The following is a 14,721-nucleotide window of genomic DNA, read 5'->3' on the forward strand; positions in this document are numbered from 1 at the left end:
TATGGGCGGGATCAGGAGGCTGCGATCAGCTCCCGCGCCGCTTGGCTGTGGTCGGCAATCAGTCCCTTCAGGTCCAGCCCCTCGACCTGCCCGTCAATCACTCGCCATTGCCCGGCGATCATCACTCGATCCGCCCGGTCGGCGCCGCATAGCAGCAGCGCTGAAATCGGGTCATGACTGCCGGAGAAGCGCAGTTCATCCAGTTTGAACAGCGCCAGGTCGGCCTGTTTGCCCACCGCCAATTCACCGATGTCGCTGCGCCCCAGCAGTTGCGCCGAACCCCGGGTCGCCCAGCCGAGCACGCGCTCCGGTGTGATCGCTTGCGCGCCATAGCGCAGGCGCTGGATGTATAGCGCCTGGCGGGTTTCGAGGATCATGTTCGAGGCATCGTTGGATGCCGAGCCGTCCACGCCCAGGCCCAGCGGTGCGCCGGCGTCGGTCAGCTCAAGCGTCGGACAGATGCCCGAGGCCAGGCGCATGTTGGAGCTGGGGCAATGGCAGATGCCGGTCCCGGCGGCGCCAAGGCGGGTGATTTCGTCAGGGTTGAAATGGATGCCATGGGCCAGCCAGGTGCGGGGGCCGAGCCAGCCGACACTGTCCAGATAGTCCACCGTGCGCAGGCCGAAACGTTGCAGGCAGAAGTCTTCTTCGTCGAGGGTTTCGGCCAAATGCGTGTGCAGGCGCACGTCGAGTTTTTCCGCCAGTTCGGCGCTGGCATGCATGATCTCGGGCGTGACGGAAAACGGCGAGCAGGGCGCCAGGGCGATCTGGATTCGCGCGCCGTCACCGCGCTCGTGGTATTGAGCAATCAGCCGCTGGCTGTCGTCGAGAATCACCTCGCCCTGCTGCACGGTCTGCTGCGGCGGCAAACCTCCGTCCGCTTCGCCCAGGCTCATGGAACCGCGGGTCAGCATTGCGCGCATGCCCAGTTCACGGACTGTTTCTACCTGCACGTCGATGGCGTTTTCCAGGCCTTCGGGAAACAGATAGTGGTGGTCGGCCGCCGTGGTGCAGCCCGACAACAACAGCTCAGCCAACGCCACTTTGCTTGCCAGCGCGAGTTTTGCCGGGGTCAGCCGCGCCCACACGGGGTAGAGGGTTTTCAGCCAGGGGAACAACGGTTCGCTTACCACGGGCGCCCAGGCGCGAGTCAGGGTCTGGTAGAAATGATGGTGGGTGTTGATCAGTCCCGGCAGGATCACATGTTCGCGAGCGTCGAACACGCTGTCGCAAGGTTGCGCGGGACGTTGCCCGGCGCGCAGCAGTTCGATGATCACACCGTCCTGCAGGACGAGACCGCCACGGGCATCGAGGCCGTTGCCGGTGAAAATGGCGAGGGGATTTTTTAACCAGGTACGGGTCGCAGGCATGGTGGCCGGCTCCTCTGAAAGTGGGTTCAGGTTAGCCAGCTCAGTGATGCCCTGTCTGCTGATCCAGGGTCGCCGGGGAACAGCGAGGTTCGGAGTTTACTCAGGTTGGCGGGCACTTATCCAGTGCCCGACCGAGAACGCGTTCGGGTTACCAGGGAATCGTTTCGCCTTTGTAATTGACGAAGTGATGCCCACCCTTGGCGGCATAGGCATTGACCTGGTCGATCAGCCCGCGGGTACTGGTCTCCACGTCCAGGTCGGCACCTTCACCGCCCATGTCAGTCTTCACCCAGCCCGGATGCAGCGACAGCACAGTCAATGCCTTGTCGCCCAATTGGCCGACAAAACTGTTGGTCATGGAGTTGAGCGCGGCCTTGCTTGCCTTGTACAGCGCCAGTTCTGGCGCATCGGGCATGGTCACGCTACCCAGCACCGAACTCATGAACGCCAGCACGCCGCTGCCGTCGCGGATCTGACCGACGAAGCGCTGGGCGAGATTAATGGGTGCCACCGCGTTGGTGTAGAACAACTGCCCCACTTCGGCCAGTGTTGCGCCTCCAGGGGCTTGGTTTTCCGGCCCCTTGACGCCGGCATTGACGAACAACAGGTCAAAGATTTGATCCTTGAGCTGCTGACTCAAGGCGATGACAGCTTGTTGGTCGTCCATGTCGAGCCTTTCAATCCGCACCGGGCCCAACGCCTTCAAGGCTTGCGCGTTCTGCGGGTTGCGCACGGTGGCGATCACGTTCCAGCCATCGCTCAGAAGCGTCTTTACCAGACCCAGGCCCAGGCCTCGGGAGGCGCCGATGACCAATGCGTTTTTTGCCGAATTCATGAATGCTTCCTTGAAAGAAAAAGTCACGGATTTAATGGACAACGTTGCCCGAGCCGTTGTTTCAGCTCGTGACGCAACGCGTCGAGTTCGGTCATGCGGGTTTCGATCAGGTTCAGCTTGTCGTGTAGCAATTGCGTCACGGCGACGTCCGGATCCGGGGCATGCCACAGGGCGGCCACGCTGTTGCCGATTTCGCCAAGGGTAAAGCCCAGGCGTTGGGCCGTCTTGATATAGAGCACCAGTTGCACCATGTCGGCGGGATAGTCGCGATAGCCGTTGGCGGTGCGTTGCGCTGCGATCAGGCCTCGCTGCTCATAGAAACGCAGCGTGTCGCGGCTGACGGCACAGGCCTGGGCCAGTTCACCGATACGCATCGTGGGTCTCCGAGAAGGCGCTTGACCCTCGAGCATACTCCAGGCTTTAGCCTCTTTGCTTCCCGATTATCTGGAGCAAAGTGAATGTGGACTTCTGCGCAATATCGTCGATTGGTTCGGGCCAGTGCTTGCTACGACCTGATTGTCACGGCTGCGTTTATCACGCCGTGGAGTTTTGTCGCGCTGCACGGTCTGCTGGAAAGCGTCAGCCGACTGTTCAACCTGCCAGGCCAGCTGCCGCCGTTCGAGCCGATGCATTTATTGATGGCGAATCTCTTGGGCTCGATTGTCTGCGTATGGGCGGTCTTGCGGATTCGTCATCCTCTGTCGATCTATGGTCGTTACGACGCGGCGGCGCGGTTCCTGTTTTCGGTTTGGCAGCTTTATGCGCTGTTACACGGTGCCAGTGCCGTGCTGTGGTTTTTCCTGTTTTTTGAGCTGGTATGGGGCGTAGCGCAACTATTGCCCGTTCGGGATGAAGCGCTCACCGCCCAACATGAACCGGTTGTCTCGTCATGTCTGGTTAAAAAATGAGCAAGCGGCTGCAACCCATGCTGTTCTTGGGGCCGTTGAGGCCATGAACGGGTTATCCACAGGTTGCTCCACAGTTATTGTGCGCAAGGTTGAAACTCAGGCATAAGCCCGGTCCAGCTTTCTTCTAAAGGTGCTAAAGCACTGCAAGCAGTTGTTTTTTGATGGGATTCGACTTGGTCGGCATTTTTTGTATGAAAAATGAACAATGCTCGGAAAGCCGCATGACAAAAGGGTTACAGCGTAGTGCGCCCAGGTTATCCACAGGCGGGTGCACAGCGGGTGTGGGCAAGTCTGGTGGCTGCATTGGGCATCATGTGGCGTGTTGGCGCTCCAGCAATATCTGTCCGCGGCTCAAGTCGGCCAGTCGCGCTTGCAGGCTTTCAATGTGCTCTTCACCCACCGCTAATTGGAGTTTCACGCCGTTGGCGGTGAACTCCTCGGTGTGGACCAGGCCACCGCATTCGGCTATCCGCAGCTTCACCAGGGCCAGCTCCGCGAACCCGCAGATACAGCGCAGCGCCACGCGGCTGATCAACTGGATCTTATCGGCGTTTTGCAGGCATTTATTGGCGCCACCGCCGTAGGCGCGAGCCAGGCCTCCGGTGCCCAACTGGACTCCGCCGTACCAGCGTATGACCAGCACCACGACCTGGTCGCAATCCTGGGCCTGGATGGCGGCGAGGATAGGGCGCCCGGCGGTGCCGCCCGGCTCGCCGTCGTCGTTGCTGCGGTACTGGTCACCCAGTTTCCACGCCCAGCAGTTATGCGTGGCATCAGGGTCGCTGTGCTGTTCGATAAAGGCCTGGGCCTCGGCGGGGCTGGTGATGGGGGCCGCGAAGGTAATGAATCGGCTCTTGCGGATTTCTTCTCGGTATTCGCAAAAGCCGGCGAGGGTATAAGGCATGGAATCCTAGAGGTCTGGTGTCAGGCCGCAGCCTTTGAGGATGATGCGGATCAAGTTGTCGCCGGCATCGATCATGTCTTGCTTGGTCAACTTGCTGCGTCCGGTCACGCGGCAGATCTGCGTGGCGAAATCGGCGTAATGTTGGGTGCTGCCCCACAGCAGGAAGATAAGGTGCACCGGATCGACCGGATCCATTTTGCCCGCATCGATCCACGCTTGGAACACCGCTGCCCGGCCCTTGAACCAAGCGCGATAGTCTTGGTTGAAATATTCGCTCAGGCATTCGCCGCCGCTGATTACCTCCATGGCAAAGATCCGCGACGCCTGGGGATGCTGCCGGGAAAACTCCATCTTGGCGCGTATATAGCGGGTCAAAGCCTGTGCCGGATCATCCTCGGCCGTCAGAGAGTTGAACGTGCTGTCCCACAACTGAATGATGTTGCTCAGCACCGCCACGTAGAGCCCGAGCTTGTTGGTGAAATAGTAATGCAGGTTCGCCTTGGGTAATCCGGCTTTCACGGCGATGGTGTTCATGCTGGTGCCCTTGAAACCGTGCCGGGCGAACTCATCCTCGGCGGCCCTGAGGATAGTCTCTTCATTCTTTTGACGAATGCGGCCGGTAGGCTTGCCACCATGGGCGGGAACTTCAAAGGTCATGGACGTTTCCGGGCTGGGTCTGTGGGAGCGAGCAAATGCGTTCATAGCGCACCGGTGCCGATCCGACAAGTGCCACCGCTATAAAAGCCATGCGTTGGAGAAATCTCAGCGGGTCGCCGCCAGGCTTTCGAGGAAGCTTTCCAGTACCAGGTGCGGGCGACGACCCTTGCGCGTGACCGATGCCAGGCTCAAATCGTAGAAGCGCGCCAAGGGTTTGAGTGCTCGCAGCCGGCCTTGCTGGACCCACAGATTGGCGTAGTGATCCGGCAGGTAACCGATAAAACGCCCGGTGAGAATCAGGAACGCCATGCCTTCGCGGTCCGAGGCGCTGGCGGTGCAATTGAGCGCCTGGTAATGAGCCTGGATTTCGGTGGGCAGGCGAAAGGTCGGGGCGATGGCGTCCTGGCTGTCGAGACGCGCATCTTCAAGCTGCTGGTCGTCGACATAAAACAGCGGATGTCCCACCGCGCAGTACAGCAGTGAGCGTTCGCTGTAGAGCGGTTGATATTCGAGGCCGGAAAGAGCGCTGGCCTGGGGAACTACACCGACATGCAGGCGACCGTCGAGCACGCCTTGCTCGACTTCGTTGGGAGCGATCATGCGGATCTGGATCTGCACATCTGGCCCGCACTCCTTCAACTGGGCCAAGGCATGAGTGATGCGCATATGGGGCAGAGTGACGAGGTTGTCCGTCAGGCCGATGGTCAATTCACCGCGCAGGTGCTGGTGAAGACCGTTGACCTCGGTACGAAAGCTTTCCAGCGCGCTCAATAACTGCAGGGCTGATTGATAGACTTCGCGGCCTTCTTCCGTCAGGGAAAACCCCGCGCGCCCGCGCTGGCATAGGCGCAGGCCGAGGCGCTGTTCCAGATCATTCATCTGCTGGCTGATGGCTGAGCGGCCGATCCCGAGTACCGTCTCGGCGGCAGAGAATCCCCCGCATTCCACCACGCTTCGGAAAATGCGCAGCAAGCGGATGTCGAAGTCGCTGACTTGGGCCAGGGGATCGGAACGACGGACGCTCATAGTTTAGTGATCTGCCGACTGAAGGTTAGAAAAGTTGGATTTCACCGACTTTATCCCCGTGGCAATTTAGCTGCAAGAACGCTTCTGACTTCATGCCGCTTACGCCCTGCGAGGTTTTGTCGATGAACATGCCCGAACACGCTCCCGGATCCCTGGCCAGCCAGCTCAAGCTGGATGCCCACTGGATGCCCTACACGGCCAATCGCAACTTCCAACGCGACCCTCGGCTGATCGTTGCCGCCGAAGGCAGTTGGTTGACCGATGACAAGGGCCGCAAGGTCTATGATTCGCTGTCAGGCCTGTGGACGTGCGGCGCCGGGCACACCCGCAAGGAAATCCAGGAAGCGGTCGCCGAGCAGCTGGGTACGCTCGATTACTCGCCGGGCTTCCAATACGGGCATCCGCTGTCGTTCCAGTTGGCGGAAAAAATCACCAGCCTGACCCCAGGCAATCTTGACCATGTGTTCTTCACCGACTCCGGTTCCGAGTGCGCCGATACCGCGGTGAAGATGGTCCGCGCCTATTGGCGCCTCAAGGGACAGGCGACCAAGACCAAAATGATCGGTCGCGCCCGTGGTTATCACGGCGTGAACATTGCCGGCACCAGCCTTGGCGGCGTCAGTGGCAACCGCAAGTTGTTCGGCCAGGCCATGATGGATGTCGATCATTTGCCCCACACTTTGCTCGCCAGCAATGCCTATTCGCGTGGCATGCCCAAGGAAGGCGGTATTGCTTTGGCCGATGAGTTGTTGAAGTTGATCGAGCTGCACGACGCTTCCAATATCGCGGCGGTATTTGTCGAGCCGATGGCCGGGTCTGCCGGAGTATTGGTGCCGCCGGAGGGATATCTGAAACGCCTGCGGGACATCTGCGATCAGCACAACATCCTGCTGGTATTCGACGAGGTCATTACCGGTTTTGGTCGTACCGGTTCAATGTTCGGCGCTGATAGCTTTGGCGTGGTTCCGGACCTGATGTGCATCGCCAAGCAAGTCACCAATGGCGCGATCCCCATGGGTGCGGTGATTGCCAGCTCCGAGATCTACCAGACCTTCATGAGCCAGGCGACACCTGAGTACGCCGTCGAGTTTCCCCATGGCTATACGTACTCGGCGCACCCAGTGGCGTGCGCGGCAGGCTTGGCGGCACTGGACTTGTTGCAGAAAGAAAACCTGGTGCAAAGCGTGGCCGAGGTCGCGCCACATTTCGAGAACGCTTTGCATGGTTTGAAGGGCTCGAAGAACGTCATCGATATTCGCAACTACGGCTTGGCCGGGGCGATCCAGATTGCGCCGCGCGATGGTGATGCCATCGTGCGTCCTTTCGAGGCGGGCATGGCGCTGTGGAAGGCCGGTTTCTATGTGCGCTTTGGCGGTGACACCCTGCAGTTCGGACCGACGTTCAACAGCAAGCCGCAGGACCTGGATCGTCTGTTCGATGCAGTCGGCGAAGTGTTGAATAAAATCGATTGATGTCTTCTTTATAGACAGGCGCCCTGTAGCGGGCGTCTGGTGACCGAACTGTCTGGAGTCCTCATGAGCCTCATCCCGCATTTGATCAATGGCGAACTGTCGAGCGATAGCGCGCGCACCGCCGACGTCTTCAACCCATCCACTGGCCAGGCTATCCATAAGGTGCCGCTGGCGGATCGCGCCACGGTCCAGCAGGCCATCGATGCCGCCAAGGCGGCTTTTCCGGCCTGGCGCAACACGCCGGCGGCCAAGCGTGCCCAAGTAATGTTTCGCTTCAAGCAGTTGTTGGAGCAGAACGAGTCGCGCATTGCCCAACTGATCAGCGAAGAACATGGCAAGACCTTGGAGGACGCCGCTGGTGAACTCAAGCGCGGTATTGAAAACGTCGAGTTTGCCTGTGCAGCGCCGGAAATCCTGAAGGGTGAATACAGCCGCAACGTAGGACCGAACATCGACGCCTGGTCAGACTTCCAGCCTCTGGGAGTTGTGGCGGGTATCACTCCGTTCAACTTTCCAGCGATGGTGCCACTGTGGATGTATCCGCTGGCGATCGTCTGCGGCAATTGCTTCATTCTCAAGCCGTCCGAGCGCGACCCGAGTTCCACCCTGTTGATCGCCCAGCTATTGCTGGAAGCGGGATTGCCCAAGGGTGTGCTGAGCGTGATCCATGGCGACAAGGTGGCAGTGGATGCGTTGATCGAGGCGCCAGAGGTGAAGGCGCTGAGTTTTGTCGGCTCGACGCCGATTGCCGAGTACATCTATGCCGAGGGTACCCGGCGCGGTAAGCGCGTCCAGGCGCTGGGCGGTGCCAAGAACCATGCGGTACTGATGCCGGATGCAGATTTGGATAATGCCGTCAGCGCACTGATGGGCGCGGCATACGGTTCGTGCGGTGAACGTTGCATGGCGATTTCGGTGGCGGTGTGTGTCGGTGACCAGGTAGCGGATGCACTGGTGGCCAAGTTGGTGCCGCAAATCAAGGGGTTGAAGATCGGCGCCGGGACGTCTTGCGGGCTGGACATGGGGCCGCTTGTGACCGGTCAACACCGCGACAAAGTCAGTAGCTATATAGAAGACGGTGTGGCGGCGGGGGCTTCGCTGGTTGTCGATGGCCGTGGCTTGAGTGTGAGCGGCTACGAAGAGGGCTTTTTCCTGGGGGGCTGTCTGTTTGATCGCGTAATGCCTGAGATGCGCATCTATAAGGAAGAGATCTTCGGGCCGGTATTGTGCGTCGTCCGAGTCAACAGCCTGGAAGAGGCGATGCAACTTATCAACGATCACGAGTATGGCAACGGCACGTGCATCTTTACCCGGGATGGTGAAGCAGCGCGGTTGTTTTGCGATGAGATTGAAGTAGGGATGGTCGGCGTCAACGTTCCCCTGCCGGTTCCTGTCGCTTATCACAGCTTTGGTGGTTGGAAGCGCTCGCTGTTCGGCGACTTGCATGCCTACGGTCCGGACGGGGTGCGTTTCTATACCCGCCGCAAGGCCATCACCCAGCGCTGGCCACAGCGCGCCAGTCACGAGGCTTCGCAGTTCGCTTTCCCTAGCTTGTAAGGGGATGGCTGGGAGGCCTGCGCCCTAGGACGCAGGCCTCTGTGTTCGCGGAGCTTTTCGACCGATATGACAGAATTATGAAATAAAGGGTTGACGGCAAATCCTGGGTGTCTATAATTCGCCCCACTTCCGGCGCAGTCGAAACGGAAAACTCCTTGAGTTTCAACGAGTTAAGTAGGTTTCGATGTAAGCGTGCTTCAGTTCGTCGAGGCACGGAAGGAGCGGGTAGAGTGGCGTTGTTTGGCTCTATCGGCGGTTCGATCTTTTCGGTCGAAAGCGGAGAAAAAGAGGTGTTGACAGCAGCGACTAACGCTGTAGAATTCGCCTCCCGCTAACGAGAGATCGAAAGCGCAAGTGGTTGAAGTTGATAAGGAAACTTTGAAAACTTCTAAAAATAACCGCTTGACAGATGCACGGGGCGCTGTAGAATGCGCGCCTCGGTTGAGACGAAAGACTCAGCCAACCGCTCTTTAACAACTGAATCAAGCAATTCGTGTGGGTGCTTGTGGAGTCAGACTGCTAGTCAACAGATTATCAGCATCACAAGTTACTCCGCGAGAAATCAAAGATGTAACCAACGATTGCTGAGCCAAGTTTAGGGTTTTCTCAAAACCCAAAGATGTTTGAACTGAAGAGTTTGATCATGGCTCAGATTGAACGCTGGCGGCAGGCCTAACACATGCAAGTCGAGCGGTAGAGAGGTGCTTGCACCTCTTGAGAGCGGCGGACGGGTGAGTAATGCCTAGGAATCTGCCTGGTAGTGGGGGATAACGCTCGGAAACGGACGCTAATACCGCATACGTCCTACGGGAGAAAGCAGGGGACCTTCGGGCCTTGCGCTATCAGATGAGCCTAGGTCGGATTAGCTAGTTGGTGGGGTAATGGCTCACCAAGGCGACGATCCGTAACTGGTCTGAGAGGATGATCAGTCACACTGGAACTGAGACACGGTCCAGACTCCTACGGGAGGCAGCAGTGGGGAATATTGGACAATGGGCGAAAGCCTGATCCAGCCATGCCGCGTGTGTGAAGAAGGTCTTCGGATTGTAAAGCACTTTAAGTTGGGAGGAAGGGCATTAACCTAATACGTTGGTGTCTTGACGTTACCGACAGAATAAGCACCGGCTAACTCTGTGCCAGCAGCCGCGGTAATACAGAGGGTGCAAGCGTTAATCGGAATTACTGGGCGTAAAGCGCGCGTAGGTGGTTCGTTAAGTTGGATGTGAAATCCCCGGGCTCAACCTGGGAACTGCATTCAAAACTGTCGAGCTAGAGTATGGTAGAGGGTGGTGGAATTTCCTGTGTAGCGGTGAAATGCGTAGATATAGGAAGGAACACCAGTGGCGAAGGCGACCACCTGGACTGATACTGACACTGAGGTGCGAAAGCGTGGGGAGCAAACAGGATTAGATACCCTGGTAGTCCACGCCGTAAACGATGTCAACTAGCCGTTGGGAGCCTTGAGCTCTTAGTGGCGCAGCTAACGCATTAAGTTGACCGCCTGGGGAGTACGGCCGCAAGGTTAAAACTCAAATGAATTGACGGGGGCCCGCACAAGCGGTGGAGCATGTGGTTTAATTCGAAGCAACGCGAAGAACCTTACCAGGCCTTGACATCCAATGAACTTTCCAGAGATGGATTGGTGCCTTCGGGAACATTGAGACAGGTGCTGCATGGCTGTCGTCAGCTCGTGTCGTGAGATGTTGGGTTAAGTCCCGTAACGAGCGCAACCCTTGTCCTTAGTTACCAGCACGTTATGGTGGGCACTCTAAGGAGACTGCCGGTGACAAACCGGAGGAAGGTGGGGATGACGTCAAGTCATCATGGCCCTTACGGCCTGGGCTACACACGTGCTACAATGGTCGGTACAGAGGGTTGCCAAGCCGCGAGGTGGAGCTAATCCCACAAAACCGATCGTAGTCCGGATCGCAGTCTGCAACTCGACTGCGTGAAGTCGGAATCGCTAGTAATCGCGAATCAGAATGTCGCGGTGAATACGTTCCCGGGCCTTGTACACACCGCCCGTCACACCATGGGAGTGGGTTGCACCAGAAGTAGCTAGTCTAACCTTCGGGAGGACGGTTACCACGGTGTGATTCATGACTGGGGTGAAGTCGTAACAAGGTAGCCGTAGGGGAACCTGCGGCTGGATCACCTCCTTAATCGACGACCGCAGCTGCTCCATGAGCTCCCACACGAATTGCTTGATTCATTGAAGAAGACGATAGAAGCAGCTTTAAGCTCCAAGCTGATAGCTCACAGCTAACAGTTACAAGCTCGAAATTGGGTCTGTAGCTCAGTTGGTTAGAGCGCACCCCTGATAAGGGTGAGGTCGGCAGTTCGAATCTGCCCAGACCCACCAATTTTGTAATGGGGCCATAGCTCAGCTGGGAGAGCGCCTGCCTTGCACGCAGGAGGTCAGCGGTTCGATCCCGCTTGGCTCCACCATAAACTGCTTCTGAAAGCTTAGAAATGAGCATTCCATCGACGTGATGGTGAATGTTGATTTCTAGTCTTTTGATTAGATCGTTCTTTAAAAATTTGGGTATGTGATAGAAAGATAGACTGGACGTTACTTTCACTGGTAACGGATCAGGCTAAGGTAAAATTTGTGAGTTCTCTTAGTTGAGGAATTCGAATTTTCGGCGAATGTCGTCTTCACAGTATAACCAGATTGCTTGGGGTTATATGGTCAAGTGAAGAAGCGCATACGGTGGATGCCTTGGCAGTCAGAGGCGATGAAAGACGTGGTAGCCTGCGAAAAGCTTCGGGGAGTCGGCAAACAGACTGTGATCCGGAGATGTCTGAATGGGGGAACCCAGCCATCATAAGATGGTTATCTTGTACTGAATACATAGGTGCAAGAGGCGAACCAGGGGAACTGAAACATCTAAGTACCCTGAGGAAAAGAAATCAACCGAGATTCCCTTAGTAGTGGCGAGCGAACGGGGACTAGCCCTTAAGCTTCTTTGATTTTAGCGGAACGCTCTGGAAAGTGCGGCCATAGTGGGTGATAGCCCTGTACGCGAAAGGATCTTAGAAGTGAAATCGAGTAGGACGGAGCACGAGAAACTTTGTCTGAATATGGGGGGACCATCCTCCAAGGCTAAATACTACTGACTGACCGATAGTGAACTAGTACCGTGAGGGAAAGGCGAAAAGAACCCCGGAGAGGGGAGTGAAATAGATCCTGAAACCGTATGCGTACAAGCAGTGGGAGCCCACTTTGTTGGGTGACTGCGTACCTTTTGTATAATGGGTCAGCGACTTATTTTCAGTGGCGAGCTTAACCGAATAGGGGAGGCGTAGCGAAAGCGAGTCTTAATAGGGCGTCTAGTCGCTGGGAATAGACCCGAAACCGGGCGATCTATCCATGGGCAGGTTGAAGGTTGGGTAACACTAACTGGAGGACCGAACCGACTACCGTTGAAAAGTTAGCGGATGACCTGTGGATCGGAGTGAAAGGCTAATCAAGCTCGGAGATAGCTGGTTCTCCTCGAAAGCTATTTAGGTAGCGCCTCATGTATCACTGTAGGGGGTAGAGCACTGTTTCGGCTAGGGGGTCATCCCGACTTACCAAACCGATGCAAACTCCGAATACCTACAAGTGCCGAGCATGGGAGACACACGGCGGGTGCTAACGTCCGTCGTGAAAAGGGAAACAACCCAGACCGTCAGCTAAGGTCCCAAAGTTATGGTTAAGTGGGAAACGATGTGGGAAGGCTTAGACAGCTAGGAGGTTGGCTTAGAAGCAGCCACCCTTTAAAGAAAGCGTAATAGCTCACTAGTCGAGTCGGCCTGCGCGGAAGATGTAACGGGGCTCAAACCATACACCGAAGCTACGGGTATCACGTAAGTGATGCGGTAGAGGAGCGTTCTGTAAGCCTGTGAAGGTGAGTTGAGAAGCTTGCTGGAGGTATCAGAAGTGCGAATGCTGACATGAGTAACGACAATGGGTGTGAAAAACACCCACGCCGAAAGACCAAGGTTTCCTGCGCAACGTTAATCGACGCAGGGTTAGTCGGTCCCTAAGGCGAGGCTGAAAAGCGTAGTCGATGGAAAACAGGTTAATATTCCTGTACTTCTGGTTATTGCGATGGAGGGACGGAGAAGGCTAGGCCAGCTTGGCGTTGGTTGTCCAAGTTTAAGGTGGTAGGCTGAGATCTTAGGTAAATCCGGGATCTTAAGGCCGAGAGCTGATGACGAGTTACCCTTTGGGTGACGAAGTGGTTGATGCCATGCTTCCAAGAAAAGCTTCTAAGCTTCAGGTAACCAGGAACCGTACCCCAAACCGACACAGGTGGTTGGGTAGAGAATACCAAGGCGCTTGAGAGAACTCGGGTGAAGGAACTAGGCAAAATGGCACCGTAACTTCGGGAGAAGGTGCGCCGGTGAGGGTCAAGCACTTGCTGCGTAAGCCCACGCCGGTCGAAGATACCAGGCCGCTGCGACTGTTTATTAAAAACACAGCACTCTGCAAACACGAAAGTGGACGTATAGGGTGTGACGCCTGCCCGGTGCCGGAAGGTTAATTGATGGGGTTAGCTAACGCGAAGCTCTTGATCGAAGCCCCGGTAAACGGCGGCCGTAACTATAACGGTCCTAAGGTAGCGAAATTCCTTGTCGGGTAAGTTCCGACCTGCACGAATGGCGTAACGATGGCGGCGCTGTCTCCACCCGAGACTCAGTGAAATTGAAATCGCTGTGAAGATGCAGTGTATCCGCGGCTAGACGGAAAGACCCCGTGAACCTTTACTATAGCTTTGCACTGGACTTTGAATTTGCTTGTGTAGGATAGGTGGGAGGCTTTGAAGCGTGGACGCCAGTTCGCGTGGAGCCAACCTTGAAATACCACCCTGGCAACTTTGAGGTTCTAACTCAGGTCCGTTATCCGGATCGAGGACAGTGTATGGTGGGTAGTTTGACTGGGGCGGTCTCCTCCTAAAGAGTAACGGAGGAGTACGAAGGTGCGCTCAGACCGGTCGGAAATCGGTCGTAGAGTATAAAGGCAAAAGCGCGCTTGACTGCGAGACAGACACGTCGAGCAGGTACGAAAGTAGGTCTTAGTGATCCGGTGGTTCTGTATGGAAGGGCCATCGCTCAACGGATAAAAGGTACTCCGGGGATAACAGGCTGATACCGCCCAAGAGTTCATATCGACGGCGGTGTTTGGCACCTCGATGTCGGCTCATCACATCCTGGGGCTGAAGCCGGTCCCAAGGGTATGGCTGTTCGCCATTTAAAGTGGTACGCGAGCTGGGTTTAGAACGTCGTGAGACAGTTCGGTCCCTATCTGCCGTGGACGTTTGAGATTTGAGAGGGGCTGCTCCTAGTACGAGAGGACCGGAGTGGACGAACCTCTGGTGTTCCGGTTGTCACGCCAGTGGCATTGCCGGGTAGCTATGTTCGGGAAAGATAACCGCTGAAAGCATCTAAGCGGGAAACTTGCCTCAAGATGAGATCTCACTGGGACCTTGAGTCCCCTGAAGGGCCGTCGAAGACTACGACGTTGATAGGCAGGGTGTGTAAGCGCTGTGAGGCGTTGAGCTAACCTGTACTAATTGCCCGTGAGGCTTGACCATATAACACCCAAGCAATTTGCTGATCCTGCTCGCAGGGCGCCAGATTGCGGTGTGTGAAGACGAAACGAACCGAAAGTTCGAATCTCACAAAACACCGAAGCTATCACATACCCAATTTGCTGAAGCGAGGCCAGCCGGCCACGACTCAGTACCCGAATTTCTTGACGACCATAGAGCATTGGAACCACCTGATCCCATCCCGAACTCAGCAGTGAAACGATGCATCGCCGATGGTAGTGTGGGGTTTCCCCATGTGAGAGTAGGTCATCGTCAAGATTAAATTCCGAAACCCCTATCTGCTGATGCAGGTAGGGGTTTTGTTTTGCCCGCAGGAAAGTTCTTACGACAGACACGGACAGGTCCTGGCTGTCACAGCCACCCGACAGTGCTAAGGTTCTGCCCTAGCTTTT

Annotated in this window: 9 protein-coding genes, 2 tRNA genes and 3 rRNA genes; 8 read left to right on the plus strand and 6 right to left on the minus strand. The window is 56.6% G+C overall.

The genetic code is table 11. The annotated features are described in order from the left end of the window. Window positions 1-11: 11 nt before the first annotated feature. From J3P82_RS03930 to J3P82_RS03940, 3 genes are all read right to left on the minus strand, one after another. Entirely contained in the window at window positions 12-1,370 is a 1,359-nt protein-coding gene (locus tag J3P82_RS03930; protein ID WP_434560866.1) for an 8-oxoguanine deaminase, read from the minus strand. A 148-nt stretch (window positions 1,371-1,518) separates the two neighbouring features. Next, entirely contained in the window at window positions 1,519-2,205 is a 687-nt protein-coding gene (locus J3P82_RS03935) for an SDR family oxidoreductase (protein WP_434560868.1), read from the minus strand. 23 nt (window positions 2,206-2,228) lie between these two features. Beyond that, window positions 2,229-2,579 carry a MerR family transcriptional regulator gene (locus tag J3P82_RS03940; protein ID WP_434560870.1) on the minus strand — a complete coding sequence of 117 codons (351 nt, stop codon included), beginning with the start codon at window positions 2,577-2,579 and terminating at the stop codon, window positions 2,229-2,231. 84 nt (window positions 2,580-2,663) lie between these two features. Here J3P82_RS03940 and J3P82_RS03945 point away from each other — a divergent pair, with 84 nt between their 5' ends. After that, entirely contained in the window at window positions 2,664-3,113 is a 450-nt protein-coding gene (locus J3P82_RS03945; RefSeq protein ID WP_434560872.1) for a hypothetical protein, read from the plus strand. Window positions 3,114-3,423: 310 nt separating this feature from the next. Here J3P82_RS03945 and J3P82_RS03950 read toward each other — a convergent pair whose 3' ends face one another. The 3 genes from J3P82_RS03950 to J3P82_RS03960 form a co-directional block, all read right to left on the minus strand. Further along, window positions 3,424-4,017: an IMPACT family protein gene (locus J3P82_RS03950; protein WP_434560874.1), complete on the minus strand. Its 594-nt coding sequence runs from the start codon at window positions 4,015-4,017 to the stop codon at window positions 3,424-3,426. 6 nt (window positions 4,018-4,023) lie between these two features. Further along, a complete protein-coding gene (locus tag J3P82_RS03955) occupies window positions 4,024-4,674 on the minus strand; it encodes a TetR/AcrR family transcriptional regulator (protein WP_186613642.1) in 651 nt (216 codons plus the stop codon). Window positions 4,675-4,779: 105 nt separating this feature from the next. Then, window positions 4,780-5,700, minus strand: coding sequence for a LysR family transcriptional regulator (locus J3P82_RS03960; RefSeq protein WP_434560876.1), 921 nt, complete (start codon window positions 5,698-5,700; stop codon window positions 4,780-4,782). Window positions 5,701-5,822: 122 nt separating this feature from the next. Here J3P82_RS03960 and J3P82_RS03965 point away from each other — a divergent pair, with 122 nt between their 5' ends. From J3P82_RS03965 to rrf, 7 genes are all read left to right on the plus strand, one after another. Continuing rightward, window positions 5,823-7,172, plus strand: coding sequence for an aspartate aminotransferase family protein (locus tag J3P82_RS03965; RefSeq protein ID WP_434560878.1), 1,350 nt, complete (start codon window positions 5,823-5,825; stop codon window positions 7,170-7,172). A gap of 63 nt (window positions 7,173-7,235) precedes the next feature. Beyond that, window positions 7,236-8,729: a CoA-acylating methylmalonate-semialdehyde dehydrogenase gene (locus J3P82_RS03970; protein ID WP_434560880.1), complete on the plus strand. Its 1,494-nt coding sequence runs from the start codon at window positions 7,236-7,238 to the stop codon at window positions 8,727-8,729. 625 nt (window positions 8,730-9,354) lie between these two features. Continuing rightward, window positions 9,355-10,891, plus strand: a 16S ribosomal RNA gene (locus tag J3P82_RS03975). A 123-nt stretch (window positions 10,892-11,014) separates the two neighbouring features. Further along, window positions 11,015-11,091, plus strand: a tRNA-Ile gene (locus J3P82_RS03980). 10 nt (window positions 11,092-11,101) lie between these two features. Next, window positions 11,102-11,177 (plus strand) — tRNA-Ala (locus J3P82_RS03985). Window positions 11,178-11,419: 242 nt separating this feature from the next. Beyond that, window positions 11,420-14,311: ribosomal RNA gene (locus tag J3P82_RS03990) — 23S ribosomal RNA — on the plus strand. A gap of 160 nt (window positions 14,312-14,471) precedes the next feature. After that, window positions 14,472-14,587: ribosomal RNA gene (gene rrf, locus J3P82_RS03995) — 5S ribosomal RNA — on the plus strand. Together the 16S, 23S and 5S rRNA genes with 2 tRNA genes alongside form the textbook arrangement of a ribosomal RNA operon. Window positions 14,588-14,721 lie beyond the last annotated feature (134 nt).

Source organism: Pseudomonas sp. Z4-20, assembly GCF_051131955.1.
Lineage (GTDB): Bacteria > Pseudomonadota > Gammaproteobacteria > Pseudomonadales > Pseudomonadaceae > Aquipseudomonas > Aquipseudomonas marvdashtae.